The following is a 22,394-nucleotide window of genomic DNA, read 5'->3' as shown; positions in this document are numbered from 1 at the left end:
GACAAGACAACGACAACAAGCACATTCGGAAGGGACATATGAGCGGAGACATCGCAGCAACCATCCAGCGCGCGCGTGAGCACAGCATCGGCGATCTGTTGCGCCGATCGGCAAAGCGCTACCCCGACAAGTCCGCGCTGATCTGCGGCGGGGTGAGCTGGAGCTTTGCGGAGATGGACGCGATCTGCAATCGGCTCGGACGCGGCCTGCTCGCGCTTGGCGTTGCGAAGGGCAACCGTGTCGCGGTGCTGTCGCGCAATTCGCATTGCTTCGCCGCGCTGCGCTTCGCGGTGGCACGGATCGGCGCGATCCTGGTGCCGATCAACTTCATGCTCAATCCCGACGAGATCAATTTCATCCTTGCCAATTCCGGCGCGAAGCTGCTCGCGGTCGGTCCCGACTTCGTGGAGACGGCGCACGCAGCCGCGGCCAAGGGATCGGCGGTCGAAACCCTGATCTGGCTGCCGGGCGAGGATCCAGCCGCCGCGCCCGAGGGCATCACGACATTCGACAGCCTGCTGCATAGCGACGCCTCTGCGCCGGATGCGGCGGTCGACAGCCGCGATCCCGCGCAGATCATCTACACCAGCGGCACGGAGTCGCTGCCGAAGGGCGCGATCCTCACCCATGAAGCCGTGATGTGGCAGTATGTCAGCTGCATCATCGACGGCGGCATGGCGACCGACGACACGGTGCTGCACGCGCTGCCGCTCTATCATTGCGCACAGCTCGACGTCTTCCTGGGGCCAGCGATCTATCTCGGCGCCACCAGTCTCATCACCGGCAAACCGGTGCCCGACAACGTCCTGGCGCTGATCGCGGCCCACAAGATCAACTCGTTCTTCGCGCCGCCGACGATCTGGATCGCGATGCTGCGCTCACCGGCGTTCGACCGCACCGATCTGTCGACCTTGCGCAAGGGCTATTACGGCGCCTCGATCATGCCGGTCGAGGTGCTGCTCGAATTGCAGCGCCGGTTGCCCGATGTGAAGTTCTGGAATTTCTACGGCCAGACCGAGATCGCGCCGCTGGCGACCGTGCTGTCGCCGGAGGACCAGCTGCCGAGGGCCGGCTCGGCCGGCAAGCCTGCGATCAATGTCGAGACGCGGGTCGTCAACTCGGACATGACCGACGTCGGGGTGGGCGAGGTCGGTGAGATCGTGCACCGCTCGCCGCATCTCTTGTCCGGCTACTACAACGATCCGGTCAAGACCGCGGCGGCGTTCGCCGGCGGCTGGTTTCATTCCGGCGATCTCGCGACCGTCGATGCCAACGGCTACATTACCGTCGTCGATCGCGTGAAGGACATGATCAAGAGCGGCGGCGAGAACGTCGCGAGCCGCGAGGTCGAGGAGATGATCTATCGGCTGCCTGAAGTGTCGGAGGTCGCGGTGGTCGGGCTGCCCGACCCGCGCTGGATCGAGGCGGTGACCGCGATCGTCGTGGTCAAGGCCGGCGCGAGCCTCGAGCCGGAGGCCGTCGTCAAGCATTGCGCGGCGTCGATGGCCCATTTCAAGGTGCCGAAGCGGGTCATCTTCGTCGATGCCTTGCCGAAGAACCCGAGCGGCAAGCTGCTCAAGCGCGAGCTGCGCCAGCGCTATGTCGGCGGCGCCACGCTGGATCAGGCGGTCCAGAAGAGCTTTGCCGGGTGATCCAGGCGGCCGCCGCGACGGACGGCGGGGCAGTGGACCTCCCGCCGCCAGCCTAAGTGCTTGATTTGAGAGGCCCTGTTCCGATCCGCCCGAGGCGCGGCAGGGGCGGGGCGCGACCCCGCCGACCTTGACGTTTGCCCGGTCTCGCAGTAGATACCGCCCACTCGCAGCCGGCCCGCTTTGATGGCGGATATCCGGCGCGGCCTAATTCCCCGAACATTCGAGCTCGTTTATCGGCTCAACCTTCCAAACGAGGGCTGGGTCCGCAAGGTCGGCTGTTCGGATTCCTTGAAACGTTGCAATCGTCCGGAGACGGACGCGGATCTCACGATGGCTTTCAGCCCGTTCAAATTCCTGCAGGAAGTGCGCTCGGAGACCGCCAAGGTCACCTGGCCGACGCGCCGCGAGACGACCATTACCACCATCATGGTGTTCGTGATGGTGGCGCTGGCCTCGATCTTCTTCTTCGCCGCGGACCAGATCATCCGCTATCTGATTACCCTGATACTGGGCATCCACTGATGAGCACCCAATTGATGGACAAGCGCTGGTACATCGTTCACGCCTATTCGAACTTCGAGAAGAAGGTTCAGGAATCGATCCGCGAGCAGGCCAAGCAGCGCGGGCTGGAAGAGCTGTTCGAGCAGATTCTGGTGCCGACCGAGAAGGTCACCGAGGTGCGCCGCGGCCGCAAGATCGACGCCGAGCGCAAATTCTTCCCGGGCTATGTGCTGGTGAAGATGAAGCTGACCGACGAGGCGTTCCATCTGATCAAGAACACCCCGAAGGTGACCGGCTTCCTCGGCGCGGAAAACAAGCCGATGCCGATCTCGGAAGCCGAGGCGATGCGGATCCTGCACCAGGTGCAGGAGGGCGTGGAGCGTCCGAAGGCGTCGGTGTCGTTCGAAATCGGCGAGAACGTGCGCGTGGCCGACGGCCCGTTCGCCTCGTTCTCCGGCGTGGTGGAAGAAATCGACGAGGCGCGCTCGCGCGTAAAGGTCGCAGTGTCGATCTTCGGCCGTGCGACCCCCGTGGAACTGGAATTCGGTCAGGTCGAAAAGGTGGTCTGACCGGACGGCGCGGGGTATACGCCTCGCGTCAAGTGAGAGGCCGTGGGAGGGAGGAGGCGGTCGCCAGCCCCTTCAACCGAACCACGGAACCTGAAACCGCCGGCACCGTCCGGCACAACAGGAGTGATAAATGGCAAAGAAAGTGACCGGATACCTGAAGCTTCAGGTCCCGGCCGGTGCGGCGAATCCTTCGCCCCCGATCGGCCCCGCGCTTGGTCAGCGCGGTCTCAACATCATGGAGTTCTGCAAGGCGTTCAACGCGCAGACCCAGAAGGAAGAGAAGAACACCCCGATTCCGGTGGTGATCACGATCTATGCAGATCGTTCGTTCACCTTCGAGATGAAGACCCCTCCGATGTCGTTCTTCCTCAAGCAGGCTGCCAAGATCCAGTCCGGCTCGAAGGCGCCGGGCCGCGACAAGGCCGGCAAGGTGACCAAGGCGCAGGTGCGCGAGATCGCCGAGAAGAAGATGAAGGACTTGAATTGCGACACCATTGAATCGGCCATGAAGATGGTCGAGGGCTCTGCCCGTTCGATGGGTCTGGAAGTTGCGGGGTAACGGGCCATGGCAATCGGAAAGCGTTTGAAGAAGGCCCGCGAGGGCGTCGACCGCGAGCACCTCTATCCGCTCGCGGATGCCATCAAGATGGTCAAGGAGCGCGCCAAGTCGAAGTTCGACGAGACGATCGAGATCGCGATCAATCTCGGCGTCGACCCGCGTCACGCCGACCAGATGGTCCGCGGCGTCGTCAACCTGCCGAACGGCACCGGCCGCACGCTGCGCGTCGGCGTGTTCGCGCGCGGCGCCAAGGCTGAGGAAGCCAAGGCCGCCGGTGCCGACGTCGTCGGTGCCGAAGACCTGGTCGAGAAGGTGCAGGGCGGTGCGATCGATTTCGATCGTTGTATCGCCACTCCCGACATGATGCCGCTGGTCGGCCGCCTCGGTAAGGTGCTCGGCCCGCGCGGCATGATGCCGAACCCGAAGATCGGCACCGTGACCATGGACGTCGCCAACGCCGTGAAGGGCGCCAAGGGCGGCTCGGTCGAGTTCCGCGTCGAGAAGGCCGGCATCGTGCAGGCAGGCATCGGCAAGGCCTCGTTCTCCGAGGAGAAGCTGGTCGAGAACGTCAAGGCGCTTGCGGACGCGGTCTCCAAGGCGAAGCCGGCGGGTTCCAAGGGCACCTACATCCAGCGCGTGGCGGTTTCCTCCACCATGGGCCCCGGCGTGAAGGTCGAGCCGGGCACGATCCTCGGCTGAGGTTTCTCGCCGTGACGAGATAAAGAGGGGCGGGATCGGGCAACCGGTTCCGCCCTTTTGTTTTTCCGCCCTCTGTCCTGGTGGGTGAAGCCTCTCGCAGGAAACAACAACAATGCCCGATAAGGTCCTGGTCTATTCACGCTTTCCCAAGGCCCAGCTGATCCGCTTCGGCGAGCGCTATGAACTCCTGAACGCGGCCGGCAAGCGGGTGGACGAAGCGTTCCCGGCGGCCGAGCTCGCCGACGTCCGCGCCATGATCACCGCAGGCGGCACGCCGCTCGGCGCCGATGCCATGGACATGCTGCCGAAGCTCGGCGCGATCGTCTGCTACGGCACCGGCTATGACGGCGTCGATCTCGCGGCCGCCGCAAAGCGCGGGATCGCGGTCGGCCACAGCCCCGGTGCCAATGCAGCCTCGGTTGCCGACATGGCGGTGACGTTGATGCTGGCGTCGGTGCGGCGTCTGCAGGTCGCCGACAATTATGTCCGGAGCGGCGACTGGGCCGGCGCACGGCCGTCGCCGATGATGCGGCCGCAGGCCGGCATGCGCGGCCGCAAAATCGGCGTCTACGGCATGGGCGAGATCGGCCGCAAGATCGCCGCACGCGTCGCCGCGTTCGAGACCGAGGTCGGCTATTTCAGCCGCACCAGATACGATCTGCCGTATAAGCATTTGCCGAGCCTGGAGGCGCTGGTCGATTGGTGCAGCGTGCTGATGATCGCGGTCCGTGCCGGGGCCGACAACACCCACGTGATCAACACCGACATCCTGCGCCGGCTCGGCAGCGACGGATTTGTCGTCAACATCTCGCGCGGCTCCGTGATCGACGAGACGGCGCTGGTCGCGGCGCTGACCGATGGGATGATCGCCGGCGCCGGCCTCGACGTGTTCGCCCGGGAGCCGCATGCACCCGACGCGCTGACGGCGCTGCCGAACGTCGTGCTGTCGCCGCATCTCGGCGGCCACACCCTGGAATCGCACGTCGCGATGCAGGATTGCGTGCTCGCCAATCTCGACGCGTTCTTTGCCGGCAAGCCGCTGCCGTATAACGTATAAGGTGAGTGGCGCCTGAGCGGCTGGCGGTTCCGGCCTCGGAACCGGCTCCCCGTCGTCATATGAAACTGGTCCAATATTTGCTCTTGGCAAGCAGGGCAGGACCGGCTACATAGCGCCTTCCGGGCGTGCTGGCACTTGCTGGCATGTCCGTGCTCGCATTCCGAAAACCTGAGATGATAGGAGATCATTCCTTTCCGCATGCCCGCAAGGATGCTCGAAAGGAAGGAGACCCGTCGCCTCCAGAGGAGTGAGAGCAGGGGCCTTCAGCGTGCTGAAGTGCCTCGATCCTGTCCAAGACTGCAGGCGCCCGCGAGAACTTCGTGTTTTCAACGGCTTAATCGCATGGCCTGCATAGACGGGTGAAGACCGGATTTTGCGCTCCACGTCGCGACCCGTTCGCGGCTGGGAAGCTGGTTTGGTTCGAACCTCGACAGCCCATGGCCGCAAGGCTCTGGGAGGGCAGGCTTCTAGATGTCGTCTTGCCCGGCATGTCCGAAGGGTCTTGTACCCTGCGGATCAGGTTTAGGGCGGGACGATGGGTGCAACCCGGCGGTCCTGCCTTCGCGGAAAGGCCGCCAACCGGAAAGAGCTTGCTGTGGAACGAGCGGCAAAAAAAGAGTCGGTCGAACAACTTAACGAGGTCTTCAAGACCACGTCGGTTGCGATCGTTGCTCACTATTCCGGCCTCACCGTGGCCCAGATGCAGAAGCTGCGCATGCAGATGAAGCAGGCGGGCGCGTCGGTGAAGGTCTCGAAGAACCGTCTCGCCAAAATTGCTCTTGATGGCACTGACGTCGCTGCCATCGGCTCCCTGCTGAAGGGACCGACCGTGATCGCTACTTCGAACGATCCGGTTGCGGCGCCAAAGGTTGCCGTCGAATTCGCCAAGGCGAACGAGAAGTTCGTCATCCTCGGCGGTTCGATGGGTAAAACCGTCCTGAATGTCGACAGCGTGAAGGCGCTTGCCTCACTGCCGTCGCTCGACGAACTGCGCAGCAAGATCGTGGGCCTCCTCGTGGCGCCGGCGACCAAGCTCGCTCAGCTGTCCAACGCGCCCGCGGCCAAGCTCGCACGCGTCATTCAGGCTCATGCCTCAAAGAGCGAAGCGGCCTGACCCCTTCGCTAATCTCAAACCTGGTTCGAACCAAACGTTTAAGGAACTGAACAATGGCTGACTTGCAGAAAATCGTCGACGACCTCTCGAGCCTCACCGTGCTCGAAGCGGCCGAGCTCGCCAAGCTCCTCGAAGAAAAGTGGGGCGTGTCCGCCGCTGCCGCCGTTGCGGTTGCCGGCCCGGCTGCTGGTGGCGGTGCCGCTGCTCCGGCTGAAGAGAAGACCGAGTTCTCGGTCGTGCTGGCTGCCGCCGGCGACAAGAAGATCGAAGTCATCAAGGAAGTCCGCGCCATCACCGGCCTGGGCCTGAAGGAAGCCAAGGACCTCGTCGAAGGCGCTCCGAAGCCCGTCAAGGAAGGCGTCAACAAGGACGAAGCCGAGAAGATCAAGGCTCAGCTCGAGAAGGCTGGCGCCAAGGTCGAGCTCAAGTAATGCGCGATCCGGGAGCGCCGAATGGCGCTCCCGGGCCATGCAAACGTCGTGCGACAGGTTGTCGTGTGGCGTAGCGGACACAAAAAAGTGTGGGGATGCGTGGACTTAACCCTCGAATCTCCTTTATTGCCATCCCATATGGGGCTGGCAGCGGAAAAACACGGTAGGCGGCGGGGGCGGCAGGGCACCCGGTGTAAGCCGTTGGGAGACAGTCAGATTTCGGGCTTTTTCAGTCCGTAAAGCGAAGCGTTTGGACGAGCGGGTGCAGTGATGCGCCCCGCGCGTCGTTTTGCGTTTTGGAGGCGATGGGGGCCGAGACCGGGATTTAATTCCTGAACTTGGGCTTCGTTCCTTCGGGACGATTCGAAATTCAACCCGGGGCCGATGGCAGTCGCTCCCGGAAGGTTCGCCCCATAAAGGCGACGAAAATGAGAGGCCACGATGGCGCAGCAGACATTCACCGGTCGCAAACGCGTACGCAAGTTTTTCGGTCACATCAAGGAAGTCGCCGAGATGCCGAACCTCATCGAGGTTCAGAAGGCATCCTATGACCAGTTCCTGATGGTTGACGAGCCGGCCGGCGGTCGCCTCGATGAGGGCCTGCAGGCGGTGTTCCGCTCGGTGTTCCCGATCTCGGATTTCTCCGGAACCTCGATGCTCGAATTCGTCCGCTACGAGTTCGAACAGCCAAAATATGACGTCGACGAGTGCCGCCAGCGCGGCATGACCTTCGCTGCGCCGCTCAAGGTGACGCTGCGCCTCATCGTGTTCGATATCGACGAGGAAACCGGCGCCAAGTCGGTGAAGGACATCAAGGAGCAGGACGTCTACATGGGCGACATTCCGCTCATGACGATGAACGGCACCTTCGTCGTCAACGGCACCGAGCGCGTCATCGTCTCGCAGATGCACCGTTCGCCCGGCGTGTTCTTCGACCACGACAAGGGCAAGACCCATTCGTCCGGCAAGCTGCTGTTTGCCGCGCGCGTGATTCCGTATCGCGGTTCCTGGCTCGACATCGAGTTCGACGCCAAGGACATCGTATTCGCGCGCATCGACCGCCGCCGCAAGCTGCCCGTGACCTCGCTGATGTACGCGCTCGGTCTCGACGGCGAGCAGATCCTGTCGACCTTCTACAAGAAGATCACCTACAAGCGGACCAAGGAAGGCTGGCGCGTGCCGTTCGACGCCAACCGTTTCCGCGGCTACTCGACCATCAACGACCTGATCGACGCCGACACCGGCAAGGTGGTGCTCGAGGCCGGCAAGAAGCTGACCGTGCGCAGCGCGCGTCAGATGCAGGAAAAGGGCCTCAAGGCGCTCCGGATGTCGGACGCGGAGCTGGTCGGCAACTATCTCGCCGAAGACCTCGTCAACCCGAAGACTGGTGAAATCTATGCCGAAGCCGGCGAGGAGATCACCGAGAAGTCGCTCAAGGTGCTGAACGAGCAGGGCTACAAGGACCTGCCGCTGCTCGACATCGACCACGTCAATGTCGGCGCCTATATCCGCAACACGCTCTCGGCCGACAAGAACCTGACGCGTGAGGACGCGCTGTTCGACATCTACCGCGTGATGCGTCCGGGCGAACCGCCGACGCTGGATTCGGCGCAATCCATGTTCCAGTCGCTGTTCTTCGACAGTGAGCGCTACGACCTCTCCGCGGTCGGTCGCGTCAAGATGAACATGCGCCTCGAGCTCGATGCGCCCGACACCCATCGTACGCTGCGCAAGGAAGACATCCTGGCGGTCATCAAGACGCTGGTTGACCTGCGCGACGGCAAGGGCGAGATCGACGACATCGACCATCTCGGCAACCGCCGGGTGCGCTCGGTCGGCGAGCTGATGGAGAACCAGTACCGGATCGGCCTGCTCCGCATGGAGCGCGCCATCAAGGAGCGCATGTCGAGCGTCGATATCGACACCGTGATGCCGCAGGACCTGATCAACGCCAAGCCCGCGGCCGCCGCGGTGCGCGAGTTCTTCGGTTCCTCGCAGCTGTCGCAGTTCATGGACCAGACCAACCCGCTGTCGGAGATCACCCACAAGCGGCGCCTGTCGGCGCTTGGCCCGGGCGGTCTGACCCGCGAGCGTGCCGGCTTCGAAGTCCGCGACGTGCATCCGACGCATTACGGCCGCATCTGCCCGATCGAGACGCCGGAAGGTCCGAACATCGGCCTGATCAACTCGCTGGCGACGTTCGCGCGCGTCAACAAGTACGGCTTCGTCGAGACGCCCTATCGCAAGATCAAGGACAGCCGGGTCACCGACGAGGTGGTCTATCTGTCGGCGATGGAAGAGGGCCGTTACCGCGTCGCGCAGGCCAACGTGCCGCTCGATGCCAAGGGCCGCTTCACCGACGACCTGGTGGTCTGCCGTCACGCCGGCGAAGTGCTGCCGGTGACGCCGGACAAGGTCGACTACATGGACGTGTCGCCGAAGCAGCTGGTTTCGGTCGCCGCGGCGCTGATCCCGTTCCTCGAGAACGACGACGCCAACCGCGCGCTGATGGGCTCGAACATGCAGCGCCAGGCGGTGCCGCTGGTTCGTGCCGAGGCGCCGTTCGTCGGCACCGGCATGGAAGGCGTGGTCGCCCGTGACTCGGGCGCGGCGATTGCCGCGCGCCGCTCGGGCGTGATCGACCAGATCGACGCCACCCGCGTCGTGATCCGCGCCACCGAGGATCTCGATCCGACCAAGTCGGGCGTCGATATCTACCGGCTGATGAAGTACCAGCGCTCGAACCAGTCGACCTGCATCAACCAGCGTCCGCTGGTGAAGGTCGGCGACATCGTCAAGAAGGGCGACATCATCGCTGACGGTCCGTCGACCGATCTCGGCGAGCTCGCGCTCGGCCGCAACGTGCTGGTCGCGTTCATGCCGTGGAACGGCTACAACTTCGAAGACTCGATCCTGCTCTCCGAGCGGATCGTGAAGGACGACGTGTTTACGTCGATCCATATCGAAGAATTCGAGGTGATGGCCCGCGACACCAAGCTCGGGCCTGAGGAAATCACCCGCGACATTCCGAACGTTTCGGAAGAAGCGCTGAAGAACCTCGACGAAGCCGGTATCGTCTACATCGGTGCGGAAGTCCGCGCCGGCGACATCCTGGTCGGCAAGATCACGCCGAAGGGCGAGAGCCCGATGACGCCGGAAGAGAAGCTGCTCCGCGCCATCTTCGGCGAGAAGGCCTCAGACGTCCGCGATACCTCGCTCCGCGTGCCTCCGGGCGTGCAGGGCACCATCGTGGAAGTCCGCGTGTTCAACCGCCACGGCGTCGACAAGGACGAGCGTGCGCTGGCGATCGAGCGGGAAGAGATCGAGCGTCTGGCCAAGGACCGCGACGACGAGCAGGCGATTCTGGACCGCAACGTCTACAACCGCCTCGCCGAGCTGCTGGAGAACCGCCAGGGCATCGCCGGCCCCAAGGGCTTCAAGAAGGATACCAAGATCACCCGTGCGGTGCTCGACGAGTATCCGAAGTCGCAGTGGTGGCTGTTCGCCTCGCCGAACGACAAGCTGATGGCCGAGATCGAGGCCATGCGGAAGCAGTACGACGAGTCGAAGAAGGGCCTCGAGCAGCGCTTCCTCGACAAGGTCGAGAAGCTGCAGCGTGGCGACGAGCTGCCGCCCGGCGTGATGAAGATGGTCAAGGTCTTCGTCGCGGTGAAGCGCAAGATCCAGCCCGGCGACAAGATGGCCGGCCGTCACGGCAACAAGGGCGTGGTGTCCAAGATCGTTCCGATCGAGGACATGCCGTTCCTCGAGGACGGCACCCATGCGGACATCGTGCTGAACCCGCTCGGCGTGCCTTCGCGCATGAACGTCGGTCAGATCCTTGAGACGCATCTCGGTTGGGCCTGCGCCGGCCTCGGCAAGCGCATCGGCCAGACCATCGACGCCTACTATCACAAGCAGGATCTCAAGCCGCTGCGCGAGACCCTGAAGAAGATCTACGGCGAGGATGAAACCATCAAGTCGCTGAACGACAACGAACTGATCGAGCTCGGCCGCAACCTGAGCCACGGCGTTCCGATCGCCACTCCGGTGTTCGACGGCGCCAAGGAAGCCGATATCGAGGAGATGCTGAAGCTCGCGGGCTTCGACGCCTCCGGCCAGTCGACCGTCTATGACGGCCGTACCGGCGATCAGTTCGATCGCAAGGTGACGATGGGCTACATCTACATGCTCAAGCTGCACCATCTCGTCGACGACAAGATCCACGCGCGTTCGATCGGTCCGTACTCGCTCGTCACCCAGCAGCCGCTGGGCGGCAAGGCGCAGTTCGGCGGCCAGCGCTTCGGCGAAATGGAGGTCTGGGCGCTGGAAGCCTACGGCGCCGCCTACACGCTGCAGGAAATGCTGACCGTGAAGTCGGACGACGTCGCCGGCCGTACCAAGGTGTACGAGGCGATCGTGCGCGGCGACGACACGTTCGAGGCCGGCATTCCGGAGTCGTTCAACGTGCTGGTCAAGGAAATGCGCTCGCTCGGCCTCAACGTCGACCTGCACAATTCCAAGGTGGGACCGGCATCGACCTCCGAGGCGGCCGAGTAACGCTTGCGATCATGCCCGGCGCGATGCGCGCCGGGCCCTCGCGCTCCGCTCGGACGTTGAGTGGGGCGTGCGCTGAATAAAAGTTTCGAATTTGCTGCCGGTGACGATCGGCACGCGAGGAGAAGACCATGAACCAAGAGATTATGAATCTTTTCAATCCGACGACGCCGGCCCAGGTCTTCGACCAGATCCGGATTTCGATCGCGTCTCCGGAGAAGATTCTGTCGTGGTCCTACGGCGAGATCAAGAAGCCGGAGACCATCAACTACCGTACCTTCAAGCCGGAGCGCGACGGCCTGTTCTGCGCGCGCATCTTCGGGCCGATCAAGGACTACGAGTGCTTGTGCGGCAAGTACAAGCGGATGAAGTACAAGGGCATCATCTGCGAAAAGTGCTCGGTCGAGGTGACGCTGTCGCGCGTCCGGCGCGAGCGCATGGGCCATATCGAGCTGGCGGCGCCGGTCGCCCACATCTGGTTCCTGAAGTCGCTGCCGTCGCGCATCGGCTTGCTGCTCGACATGACGCTGAAGGATCTCGAGCGGATCCTGTACTTTGAATACTACGTCGTTCTCGAGCCGGGTCTCACCGCGCTGAAGGACCGTCAGCTGCTGTCGGAAGACGAGTATCTGAAGGCGCAGGACGAGTACGGCCAGGACAGCTTCACCGCCATGATCGGCGCCGAGGCGATCCGCGAGTTGCTCAAGGGTCTCGAGCTCGAGAAGCTCGAGGCGACGCTGCGTGCCGACATGGCGGAGACCGACTCCGACATCAAGCACAAGAAGCTCGCCAAGCGTCTGAAGATCGTCGAGGCCTTCCGCGTCTCCGGCAACAAGCCGGAATGGATGATCATGACGGTGGTGCCGGTGATTCCGCCGGACCTGCGTCCGCTGGTGCCGCTCGACGGCGGCCGGTTCGCGACCTCCGACCTCAACGACCTGTATCGCCGCGTCATCAACCGCAACAACCGCTTGAAGCGGCTGATGGAGCTGCGTGCGCCCGACATCATCATCCGCAACGAAAAGCGCATGCTGCAGGAGGCCGTCGACGCGCTGTTCGACAACGGCCGCCGCGGCCGCGTCATCACCGGCGCCAACAAGCGTCCGCTGAAGTCGCTCGCCGACATGCTGAAGGGCAAGCAGGGCCGGTTCCGTCAGAACCTGCTCGGCAAGCGCGTCGACTATTCGGGCCGTTCGGTGATCGTGGTCGGTCCCGAGCTGCGCCTGCATCAGTGCGGCCTGCCGAAGAAGATGGCGCTCGAACTGTTCAAGCCGTTCATCTACTCGCGGCTCGACGCCAAGGGCCTGTCCACCACGGTGAAGCAGGCCAAGAAGCTGGTCGAGAAGGAGCGTCCGGAGGTCTGGGATATCCTCGACGAGGTGATCCGCGAGCATCCGGTGCTGCTCAACCGCGCGCCGACGCTGCATCGCTTGGGCATCCAGGCGTTCGAGCCGGTGCTGATCGAAGGCAAGGCGATCCAGCTGCATCCGCTGGTCTGCGCCGCCTTCAACGCCGACTTCGACGGCGACCAGATGGCCGTGCACGTTCCGCTGTCGCTTGAAGCGCAGCTGGAAGCGCGCGTCCTGATGATGTCGACCAACAACATCCTGCATCCGGCGAACGGCCAGCCGATCATCGTGCCGTCGCAGGACATCGTGCTCGGCCTCTACTATGTCTCGATCATGCGCGAAGGCCTGCCCGGCGAAGGCAAGATCTTCGGCGACATGGCCGAGCTCGAGCACGCCCTGCATTCGAAGGTCATCCACCTCCACACCAAGATCAAGTACCGGTGGGAAGGCATGGACGAGGAAGGCAAGATGTCGAAGCGGTGGATCGAAACCACCGCCGGCCGCGTCATGCTCGGCAACCTGCTGCCGAAGAGCACGAAGATCTCGTACGACATCATCAACAAGCTGATGACCAAGCGCGAGATCTCCGGCGTGATCGACCAAGTCTATCGTCACTGCGGTCAGAAGGAGACGGTGATCTTCTGCGACCGCATCATGGCGCTCGGCTTCTACAACGCCTTCAAGGCGGGCATCTCGTTCGGCAAGGACGACATGGTCGTGCCGGCGTCGAAGTGGAAGATCGTGGACCAGACCCGTACGCTCGCGAAGGACTTCGAGCAGCAGTACAATGACGGTCTGATCACCCATGGCGAGAAGTACAACAAGGTCGTCGACGCCTGGTCGAAGGCCGGTGAAGAAGTCGCCAAGGCGATGATGAAGGAGATCTCGTCGACCAAGAAGACGGCGGCGGGAGCCGATGCCGACATCAACTCGATCTACATGATGGCGCACTCCGGTGCGCGTGGTTCGCCGGCCCAGATGCGCCAGCTCGCCGGCATGCGCGGCCTGATGGCCAAGCCGTCGGGCGAGATCATCGAGACGCCGATCATTTCCAACTTCAAGGAAGGTCTGTCGGTGCTCGAATACTTCAACTCGACCCACGGTGCCCGTAAGGGCCTCGCGGACACCGCGTTGAAGACCGCGAACTCGGGCTACCTGACCCGCCGTCTGGTCGACGTCGCGCAGGACTGCATCATCACGCAGACCGATTGCGGCACCAAGCTCGGCATCAAGATGCGCGCCATCGTCGATGCCGGCACGGTCGTTGCCTCGCTCGGCTCGCGCATCCTGGGCCGTACGGCCTGCGATGACGTGCGTGATCCCGCCACCAACGAGATTGTCGTCAAGCGCGACACGTTGATGGAGGAGACTCATGTCGACGCGATCCAGCAGGCCGGCATCCAGGAAGTGAAGATCCGCTCGGCGCTGACCTGCGAGCTGATCAACGGCATCTGCGCCAAGTGCTACGGCCGCGATCTGGCCCGCGGCACCCCGGTCAACCACGGTGAGGCCGTCGGCGTCATCGCGGCGCAGTCGATCGGTGAACCCGGCACGCAGCTGACGATGCGCACGTTCCACATCGGCGGTGCGGCGCAGCTCAACGAGCAGTCGTTCGTCGAATCGAACTTCGACGGCAAGATCGTGATCAGGAACAAGGCAATCGCCCGCAACAGCGAAGGCAACCTGGTCGCGATGGTGCGCAACATGGTCGTTGCGATCGTCGATGCCGACGGCACCGAGCGTGCAACCCACCGTATTCAGTACGGTTCGAAGATGCACGTCGACGAAGGCGACATGGTCAAGCGTGGCCGGCGCATCGCGGAGTGGGATCCCTATACCCGCCCGGTGCTCACCGAAGTCGAGGGCACGATCGGGTTCGAGGACCTGGTCGAAGGCCAGTCGATCTCGGAAACGCTCGACGAGTCCACCGGTATCGCCAAGCGCGTGGTCATCGACTGGCGCACGACGCGCGGCGGTTCGGACCTGCGTCCGGCCATCGTGGTCAAGGGCAAGGACGGCAAGGTGATGAAGCTCGCGCGTGGCGGCGATGCCCGCTACATGCTGTCGGTCGACGCCATTCTGTCGGTCGATACCGGCGCGAAGGTGATGCCCGGCGACATCCTGGCGCGTATCTCGACCGAGAGCGCCAAGACGCGTGACATCACCGGCGGTCTGCCGCGGGTGGCGGAACTGTTCGAGGCTCGCAAGCCGAAGGATGCGGCGATCATCGCGGAGACCGCGGGAACGATCCGCTTCGGCCGCGACTACAAGAACAAGCGCCGTATCTCGATCGAGCCGATGGACAAGACCGAGGAGCCGCGCGAGTACCTGATCCCGAAGGGCAAGCACATCCATCTGCAGGACGGCGACATCGTCGAAAAGGGCGATTTCATCGTCGAAGGCAATCCGGCGCCGCACGACATTCTGGCGATCAAGGGCATCGAGGAGCTCGCTGCCTATCTGGTCAACGAAATCCAGGAGGTCTACCGGTTGCAGGGCGTGCTCATCAACGACAAGCACATCGAGGTGATTGTCCGTCAGATGCTGCAGAAGGTTGAGGTCACCGATCAGGGCGACACCGACATGATCTCGGGCGAGCAGGTCGACAAGATCGAGTTCGATGCGCTCAACACCAAGGCCAAGGAGGAGGGCAAGAAGCCCGCCACGGGTACGCCGGTTCTGCTCGGCATCACCAAGGCGAGCTTGCAGACCCGCTCGTTCTTCTCGGCGGCGTCGTTCCAGGAGACAACGCGCGTGCTCACCGAAGCTGCCGTCAACGGCAAGGTGGACCCGCTCGAGGGCCTCAAGGAGAACGTCATTGTCGGCCGCCTGATCCCGGCCGGCACCGGCGCCTCGATGGCCCGGATCCGCGAAGTCGCGGTCAAGCGCGACAAGCTGATCCTCGACGAGCGCGAGAAGCAGCAGGCGGCGATCGTGCCGACGGCCCCGGAAGCGGAGCCGCTGGCGCTGCCGCCGGCGGAATAGGCCTCCGCAAGACTACGGTAACGACGAGAAGGCCGGCGTTTTGCCGGCCTTTTTGCTGCTTTGTTTCCCTGCTGCGGTGCAGGGACGCAGTTTGTTCATCTTCCCTTCAGGCAGAAAAGTGCTTTTGCTAGGGTGACTTAGACCGGCTGTTTGGCAGTGCCGGAGACGACGGAATCGATATGCTCGACTTGGCAATTGTAGGCGGCGGCCCCGGGGGGCTGATGAGCGCCTGGTATTTGAAGCGCAAACTCGGCGACCTTTGCCGCATCACCATCTTCGAGGCGTCGAACCGCCTGGGTGGCAAGGTCGTCACGCGCAAATTCGAAACCGCGCCTGCCATGTATGAGGCCGGCGTTGCCGAGATCTACGACTACTCGATGACGGGCCCCGATCCGCTGCGCGAGCTGATCCAGCATTTCGGCCTGCAGACGATCCCGATGGATGCCGAGCAGGTGCACCTCGACGGCGAGCTGCTCGCCGACGTCCCCGGCATGCGCCGCAAATACGGGCCGAAGACCGCGGCTGCGATCGAGGCGTTCCGCAAGCGCTGCAGCGACCTGGTGTCGCCGATCGAATATTACGAGGGCGTGGGATCCCACGACAATGAGCACCCCTGGGCCTACAAGACCGCCGAGCAGATCCTCGACGAAGAGGTCGAGGACGCGACCGCCAAGCGCTTCTTCAAGGTGATGGCGCGCTCCGACCTCGCGACCGAGAGCCACAACACCAACGGCCTCAACGCGCTGAAGAACTACGTGATGGATGTCGACGGCTATATCGGCCTGTATTCGATCCAGAACGGCAACGAGCAGCTGATCGATTGCCTGCGCTCGGAAGTCAATGCCGACATCCAGCTCAACCATCGCGTGCTCAAGGTCGGCAAGACCGAACAAGGCCGCTACCAGCTCAACATGATGAACGGCAAGGGGCCGGAGACGCGCGACTTCGATCTCGTGCTGGTCTGCCTGCCGCACTCCTGGCTCGCGACCATGCGCTGGGACGGCGAGGCGCTGCGCAAGTCGATGGTCAAGCACGTCGCCTATTTCGACCGGCCGGCGCATTATCTGCGCGTCTCGATCCTGTTCGACGAGCCGTTCTGGGGCGAGAAGATCCCGGGTGCCTGGTTCATGTCGGAAGCGTTCGGCGGCTGCTGCGTCTACAACGAGGGCGCGCGCCACGATGTCGGCAAGCACGGCGTGCTGAACTGGCTGATCGCGGGCTCCGATGCGCTCGCCTTCGCCAATCTCTCTGACCAGGAACTGATCGACGCCGCGCTGAAGTCGCTGCCTGCCTCGCTCGGCGATGCGCGCGAACACTTCCTCGAGGGCAATATCCATCGCTGGCTGTCGTCGGTCAACGCGCTGCCGGGCGGCCTGCCGGTGCGCGACGTCATGACCAACCACCGCCCCGAGCCGAAGCAGCACCCCGGCATCGTCGTGGTCGGCGACTATTTGTTCGATTCGACGCTGAACGGATTGCTCGATTCCTCCGATGCCGCGACCGACATCATCGTCACCGAGATGATGCGGCTGCGCCGCGCCCGCGCGCAGGACGAGGGCACGCTGTCCGACAGGATCGACCGCAGCTATTTCGAGAATTATCGCGGCGCCGGCCCCTACAGCGAAGTCTGGCGTAACTTCACCGACCCGGCCTATCTGACCGACCTGATCAAGACGGTCTGGGGCAGGGCGAAGGGCTACAAGCTCCTGATCGCGGGCTCCGCCAGCGGCGAACTGGTCGGCGCGCTGCGCGAGAGCGGCATCGATGCCTGGGGTATCGAGAACAACCGCTACATCCACGGCAAGACGCCGAAGGCGCTCAAGAAGTACAACAAGCTCGGCTCGATCGCCGACATGCCCTTCAAGGACAACGAGTTCGACTTCGTGTTCGAGACCTCGCTGTGCCATCTCGGCGAGAAGCAGGTCGTGCGCGGCGTGCGCGAGCTCAACCGCGTGGTCAAGAGCGGCGTCGTGTTCGCGTCGGTGACCTCGGACATGGCGCCCGCTGTGATCGATCGCTACGACCTGCTGCGCGGGGTGAAGAAGCTCGGCACCTGGTGGGAGTGGTCGGAATTGTTCTTCGGCAACGGCTTCGACCTGTCCATGCACCGCCGCGATTGCACCGATGCGCTGTGGACGCTGACGCTGGCCGCCAACAAGGGGCCGGGGCAGTGGTACGCCGACTCCGACAGCCTGCGCTATTCCTTCTTCGACAAGGTCGAAGCCGACCTCGACGACTAGCGGCAGCGACGACCAGTCCCTGACGCAAGGCGATCGGCCTTGCGTCAACCACGTGTCAAACGGCGGCAAACCGTGATCCCGATTCGACCGGAGCGTGTGCGCGCACCGGCCGTTCCAAACGCTTTGCCGAATTCATTGTGATCGCATAGGATTGTACCGGCAGCGTTCGCCGCTGTGGTTTCGATTTGCGGTCATGCCGGCCGTGGAGCATCGGTTGGTTTCATGGCGCCAAGACCTCCTGCATCAAGACCTCCTGCATCAGACGATCCGAATCGCGCATCGGCTGACGATCCCGAGCTGAAGAAGAAGCCTGCTTCCGTCCCCGGTCCGCCCGCTGCCGCCGCCAAGCCGGCCGCCGCGCCGGCTGACGACGAAGAGGATGAGGACGAGGACGACGAGTTCGAGCTCGATGACGATGATGACGAGGATCTCGTCGTCTTCACCGCCAAGGAAGCCGCCGGCGCGCTCTCCACGATCTATGGCTTCATCAGGCCGATCCTGACCAACTACAAGAAGCCGCTCGCATTCGTTGCCTTCGGCGTGCTGGTCGAGACGTTGTTCAACGTCATCATGCCCCTCAGCCTGAAGTTCCTGATCGACGATGCGCTCGGCGAGGAGGATTTCCAGGCCCTCTACAAGATCCTCGGCGTGCTCGCGGTGGCCGGCATCGTCACCTCGATCATCGCAGTCTGGTACGAGCGCTGGGACGCACGGCTTGGCGCCGGCATCATCGCCGACGTCCGGACGCGCATCTTCGAGCACGTCCAGAACCTGCCGTCGGCCTATTTCGCGCGGACCAAGCGCGGCGAGATACTGTCGCGCTTCTCGATCGATCTGTCGGCCTTCGAGGGTTCGGTCAAGACCTTTGCCAACAGCGCGGCGCTGCCGGGCCTCGAGTTGATCGCCGGCATCATCCTGATGCTGTTCCTGAACTGGCAGCTTGCCGTGGTCGCCTTGCTGGTGTTTCCGATCACGCTGATCGGGCCGCGCATCCTGACGCCGAAGGCGGTGCTGGCTAATTACGAGCAGAAGCAGAACGAAGCCGCGCTGCTCGGGACGGTGCAGGAGAACGTCGCCGCGCAGGCGGTGGTGAAGGCGTTCAACCTGCAACGCCGGGCGCTCGGCTGGTTCACGCTGCGCAACCGCGACGTCCGGGCCAAGGCCGCGTCAGCCATGTTCCTGTCGACCATGGTGGAGCGCACCGTCACCATCGCGGTGCTGCTGCTCCACCTCGTGGTGCTGGCGATCGGCGCCTATCTCGCCACCAAGGGCCAGATCACGGTCGGCACCTTCGTGACCTTCGAGAGCGCATTCTGGGAGGTGTCGTACAACATCGCCCATCTCATGCATTTCATCCCGGTGTCGATCTCGTCGGCGGCGGCGGTGCGGCACATCCAGGAGCTGCTCGACGAGCCGACCCGCGGCGCCGACCGGCCCGGCGCGCCGGATCTGCCGCGCATCACCAACGACATCTCCTTCGACCGCGTCACCTTCCAGTATGAGGGGGCGCAGACGCCGGTGCTCGACAATCTCAGCCTCAAGCTCAATGCGGGCAAGAGCATCGCGATCGTCGGTCCGAGCGGCTCGGGCAAGAGCACGCTGATCAACCTGATCCTGCGGCTCTACGTGCCGGACGAGGGCCGTGTCGCCATCGACGGCGTCGACATCCGACGGGTGACGCGCGAGTCGCTGCGGGCCAGCATGGCGGTCGTGTTCCAGGAGAACATGCTGTTCAACATGTCGATCCGCGAGAACATCCGGCTCGGCAAGGAAGGCGCGAGCGATGCGGAGGTCGAGGACGCGGCGAAGAAGGCCGAGATCCATCGCTACATCATGAGCCTGCCGCAGCGATACGACACGCCGGTCGGCGAGCGCGGCGATACCTTGTCGGGCGGCCAGCGCCAGCGCATCGCGATAGCGCGCGCGATCATCCGCAATCCGTCCGTGCTGCTGCTCGACGAGGCGACCTCGGCGCTCGACCAGACCACGGAAGCGGCGATCAACCGCACGCTGCTCAAGGTCGCCGAGGGTCGCACCATGATCTGGTCGACGCACCGATTGGCCTCGGTGGTCGAGATGGACGAGATCATCGTGATCTCCGGCGGCAGGGCGATCGAACGCGGCTCGCACGAGGAACTGCTGGCCCTGAATGGCGTCTACCGCAGGCTGTGGGACGACCAGGGGCATGTCCATCACGACGCTGATGACGAGGACGACGACGACGCGGACGATGATGAAGATGACGAGGATGAAGACGACGAGGATGAGGACGAAGACGAGGCGTGAGTCCCACGCCGCGTCGCCGGCGATGCTCGGACGCTAGATTCTTCTTTGACGCGTTTTCTTTACGCGAACCGGTACTCACTTCGCTCGAAAACGCTCTTGCTGATCGCGCCTCTACGCCCGGTCTGCGGCGTGCGGACGTTGCCGGAAGTGATTGGCGGACCGTGCCGCTGACGCCGCCGGCGAGCCTTGCAGCCTGCGCAGCGTGCCCCGGCCGAGATAGCCGAGGAAGCGCGCCCAGCGCTGGGCTTGCCAATAGGGCCCGCTGCCGACCGAGACCTCGCGGAAGTTGAATGCCTTGGCGTTCGACCAGGCATCGCACGCAGTCTTGACCGGATCGTCGTAATACGCGGTGATCTTCTCCTCACCCATGCCCTCGGTCGAAAGCCAGGCCGGGATGTGGACGTCGCAGAGCTGGGCCACGTCGGTGAACACCTTGTCGGTGCCGGTGCCGGTGACGGGGCAGGTGCTGGCGAAGGCATCACCGACCAGCGCGACGCCGGCCTGCCGATAGCCGGTGCTGACATAGATGTCGGCCGGCCTGATCTTGATGTCGCCGGCGACGCCGAATTCGCCGGTCAGCCGGCGCAGCCGCGGCAGTGCGGCATTCAGCGTCTCGACCGGATTGCGGCGCATCGCCCGCACCCAGGGATCGTCGGCCTGGCGATAGGTGAAGAGGTTGGCGCGCATCCGGTTCTCGACCGGAAACAGCGTGATGTAGGGAATGCGGTCGCTCGGCCGCTCCGAGAAATAGGTCATGGCCGCAAACGGGAAGGCGGGGCGGCCGACGGGTACGAAATCGAAGCCGAGCGAGATCGAGTGGCAGTGGCTGGTGATGAGCCGCTCGATGCCGAGCATCCGGCGCAGTCCGACATTCAGGCCGTTGGCGAGCACCACGAGGCGCGCCGAGATCTCCTCGCCACCGGCGAGCACGAGCTTCTGCCGCTCGGAGCTGGTCGCGACATTGACCACCTTGTCGCAAATGAACTCCGCCGACCCCGCGATCTCGTTCCGAATCGCACCGATCAATGTGTCGTACATGATGCCGTGTTGCCGGCTTGGCTGCCGGTCGAGCAAATAGCCGAATCGCGCGATCCAGTTCTCGCCGTCCAGCGTCGCCGAACGGAGCACGGAATCGGCAATGCCAGTCTTGGCGAATCGCTCGAGCTGGAGGTCGCCGCTGATCTTCTCGACGCGGAAATCGAATGGGTAGACCTGGTGGGGGTCGATCAGCAGGCTCGGTATCCCGGCACGGCCGAGCATGGCGGCTGCGGTCGAGCCCGCAAGACCTCCGCCGATGATCGCGATGTCGGTGTACCGCATGAGAGCTTTCCGTGGCCGTGACCCCGATTTTTGCGCTGCGAATGGCAAATAAAGGCTTAGTTTCGAAGTTTGCCTTCAGGACGAAGTTGGGGAGAGTTGTTTCTATTCATGTTTTATCCGGGTAAATATATGAGTCGGGCGCGCGCCGGAGATTCGGGTAAGGGTGAGGGGAGGCGCCCAGGCTGTCATATTTCGTCGCGCGCCGCGTGTTGGCGAAATGCGAAATACGCAAGTGCTAGAGGCGTTTCTTGGCTTGTCGTTTTGCTTGACTTCACTACCTCTCGATTATACAAGGCGCTCACTTAACGACAGGCGGTGAGCTACGCCAGCGTCGGAACGGAACACCCCAAGGCCCTTTTTCAGGCGCCGGACGGGCACCAACCTCGACGAATGCCGCTCAAACGCTGTCGATGATAGCTAGGCAATGCCAGGACGATTTTAGTTCTCTTGAGCACGTCCTCTTGAGAGTGAATTCGGATGCATGACCTCGGTGGCGGACCGGACAGCGAACGCTGAACGGTTCGGGATCGCGGTCCTCTGTGGCGTCGATGCGCTTTCCGCTCAGTGATGAGTGGTTGGCGCGATTTCGCTTTGCGCGGGTGCTTGTTCCGCGTCGAGCGGGCCGTACGGGACGGCTAGTCCTGAGAAGAAATTTGCGGAGCCATTCAAGGTTTTCGCGCGAACTAAAGGGTGAAGGCTGCATGCCGACGATCAACCAGCTGATCGCAAAACCACGTGAAGTGCAGAAGTCGCGCAAGAAGGTGCCGGCGCTGCAGCAGTCGCCGCAGAAGCGCGGCGTGTGCACGCGCGTCTACACCACGACCCCGAAGAAGCCGAACTCGGCGCTTCGTAAGGTCGCCAAGGTGCGCCTGACCAACGGCTTCGAGGTGATCGGCTACATCCCGGGTGAAGGCCATAACCTGCAAGAGCACTCGGTGGTCATGATCCGCGGCGGCCGCGTCAAGGACTTGCCCGGCGTGCGCTACCACATCCTTCGCGGCGTGCTGGATACCCAGGGCGTCAAGAACCGTAAGCAGCGTCGTTCGAAGTACGGCGCGAAGCGTCCGAAGTAAGC

Annotated in this window: 14 protein-coding genes; 13 read left to right on the top strand and 1 reads right to left on the bottom strand. The window is 63.5% G+C overall.

The window, feature by feature from the left end:
* The first annotated feature begins 38 nt into the window (after positions 1-38).
* From H8A95_RS02070 to H8A95_RS02015, 12 genes are all read left to right on the top strand, one after another.
* Positions 39-1,652, top strand: a complete 1,614-nt coding sequence (locus H8A95_RS02070) for an acyl-CoA synthetase (protein ID WP_229181565.1) — start codon at positions 39-41, stop codon at positions 1,650-1,652.
* Between the two features lie 330 nt (positions 1,653-1,982).
* Positions 1,983-2,174: a preprotein translocase subunit SecE gene (secE, locus tag H8A95_RS02065; protein WP_016840554.1), complete on the top strand. Its 192-nt coding sequence runs from the start codon at positions 1,983-1,985 to the stop codon at positions 2,172-2,174.
* 14 nt (positions 2,175-2,188) lie between these two features.
* Entirely contained in the window at positions 2,189-2,722 is a 534-nt protein-coding gene (gene nusG / locus H8A95_RS02060; protein ID WP_021081670.1) for a transcription termination/antitermination protein NusG, read from the top strand.
* Positions 2,723-2,852: 130 nt separating this feature from the next.
* Complete coding sequence (gene rplK / locus H8A95_RS02055; RefSeq protein ID WP_008136439.1) at positions 2,853-3,281, top strand: 50S ribosomal protein L11; 429 nt, start codon at positions 2,853-2,855, stop codon at positions 3,279-3,281.
* A gap of 6 nt (positions 3,282-3,287) precedes the next feature.
* Positions 3,288-3,980, top strand: coding sequence for a 50S ribosomal protein L1 (rplA, locus tag H8A95_RS02050; RefSeq protein WP_163150617.1), 693 nt, complete (start codon positions 3,288-3,290; stop codon positions 3,978-3,980).
* Positions 3,981-4,092: 112 nt separating this feature from the next.
* On the top strand, positions 4,093-5,037 hold the full coding sequence (locus tag H8A95_RS02045; RefSeq protein WP_229181564.1) for a 2-hydroxyacid dehydrogenase: 945 nt from the start codon (positions 4,093-4,095) through the stop codon (positions 5,035-5,037).
* A gap of 595 nt (positions 5,038-5,632) precedes the next feature.
* Entirely contained in the window at positions 5,633-6,151 is a 519-nt protein-coding gene (gene rplJ / locus H8A95_RS02040; protein ID WP_163150613.1) for a 50S ribosomal protein L10, read from the top strand.
* A 53-nt stretch (positions 6,152-6,204) separates the two neighbouring features.
* Positions 6,205-6,582, top strand: coding sequence for a 50S ribosomal protein L7/L12 (gene rplL / locus H8A95_RS02035; RefSeq protein ID WP_229181563.1), 378 nt, complete (start codon positions 6,205-6,207; stop codon positions 6,580-6,582).
* Between the two features lie 441 nt (positions 6,583-7,023).
* Entirely contained in the window at positions 7,024-11,142 is a 4,119-nt protein-coding gene (rpoB, locus tag H8A95_RS02030; protein ID WP_229181562.1) for a DNA-directed RNA polymerase subunit beta, read from the top strand.
* Positions 11,143-11,270: 128 nt separating this feature from the next.
* Positions 11,271-15,473, top strand: coding sequence for a DNA-directed RNA polymerase subunit beta' (rpoC, locus tag H8A95_RS02025; protein ID WP_229181561.1), 4,203 nt, complete (start codon positions 11,271-11,273; stop codon positions 15,471-15,473).
* A 179-nt stretch (positions 15,474-15,652) separates the two neighbouring features.
* Positions 15,653-17,713: an FAD-dependent oxidoreductase gene (locus H8A95_RS02020; protein ID WP_229181560.1), complete on the top strand. Its 2,061-nt coding sequence runs from the start codon at positions 15,653-15,655 to the stop codon at positions 17,711-17,713.
* A gap of 222 nt (positions 17,714-17,935) precedes the next feature.
* Positions 17,936-19,999, top strand: coding sequence for an ABC transporter ATP-binding protein (locus H8A95_RS02015; RefSeq protein ID WP_229181559.1), 2,064 nt, complete (start codon positions 17,936-17,938; stop codon positions 19,997-19,999).
* A 111-nt stretch (positions 20,000-20,110) separates the two neighbouring features.
* On the opposite strand, the gene H8A95_RS02010 is transcribed toward H8A95_RS02015, so the two are convergent.
* On the bottom strand, positions 20,111-21,319 hold the full coding sequence (locus H8A95_RS02010) for an FAD-dependent monooxygenase (RefSeq protein WP_229181558.1): 1,209 nt from the start codon (positions 21,317-21,319) through the stop codon (positions 20,111-20,113).
* Between the two features lie 701 nt (positions 21,320-22,020).
* Here H8A95_RS02010 and rpsL point away from each other — a divergent pair.
* Entirely contained in the window at positions 22,021-22,392 is a 372-nt protein-coding gene (gene rpsL / locus H8A95_RS02005) for a 30S ribosomal protein S12 (RefSeq protein ID WP_028168167.1), read from the top strand.
* The last annotated feature ends 2 nt before the right edge of the window (positions 22,393-22,394 follow it).

The sequence above is a fragment of the Bradyrhizobium oropedii genome (assembly GCF_020889685.1).
In the GTDB taxonomy this organism is placed as follows: domain Bacteria; phylum Pseudomonadota; class Alphaproteobacteria; order Rhizobiales; family Xanthobacteraceae; genus Bradyrhizobium; species Bradyrhizobium oropedii.
Note: the sequence above shows the minus strand (reverse complement) of the source record. Positions and strands in the feature narration are given on the sequence as shown.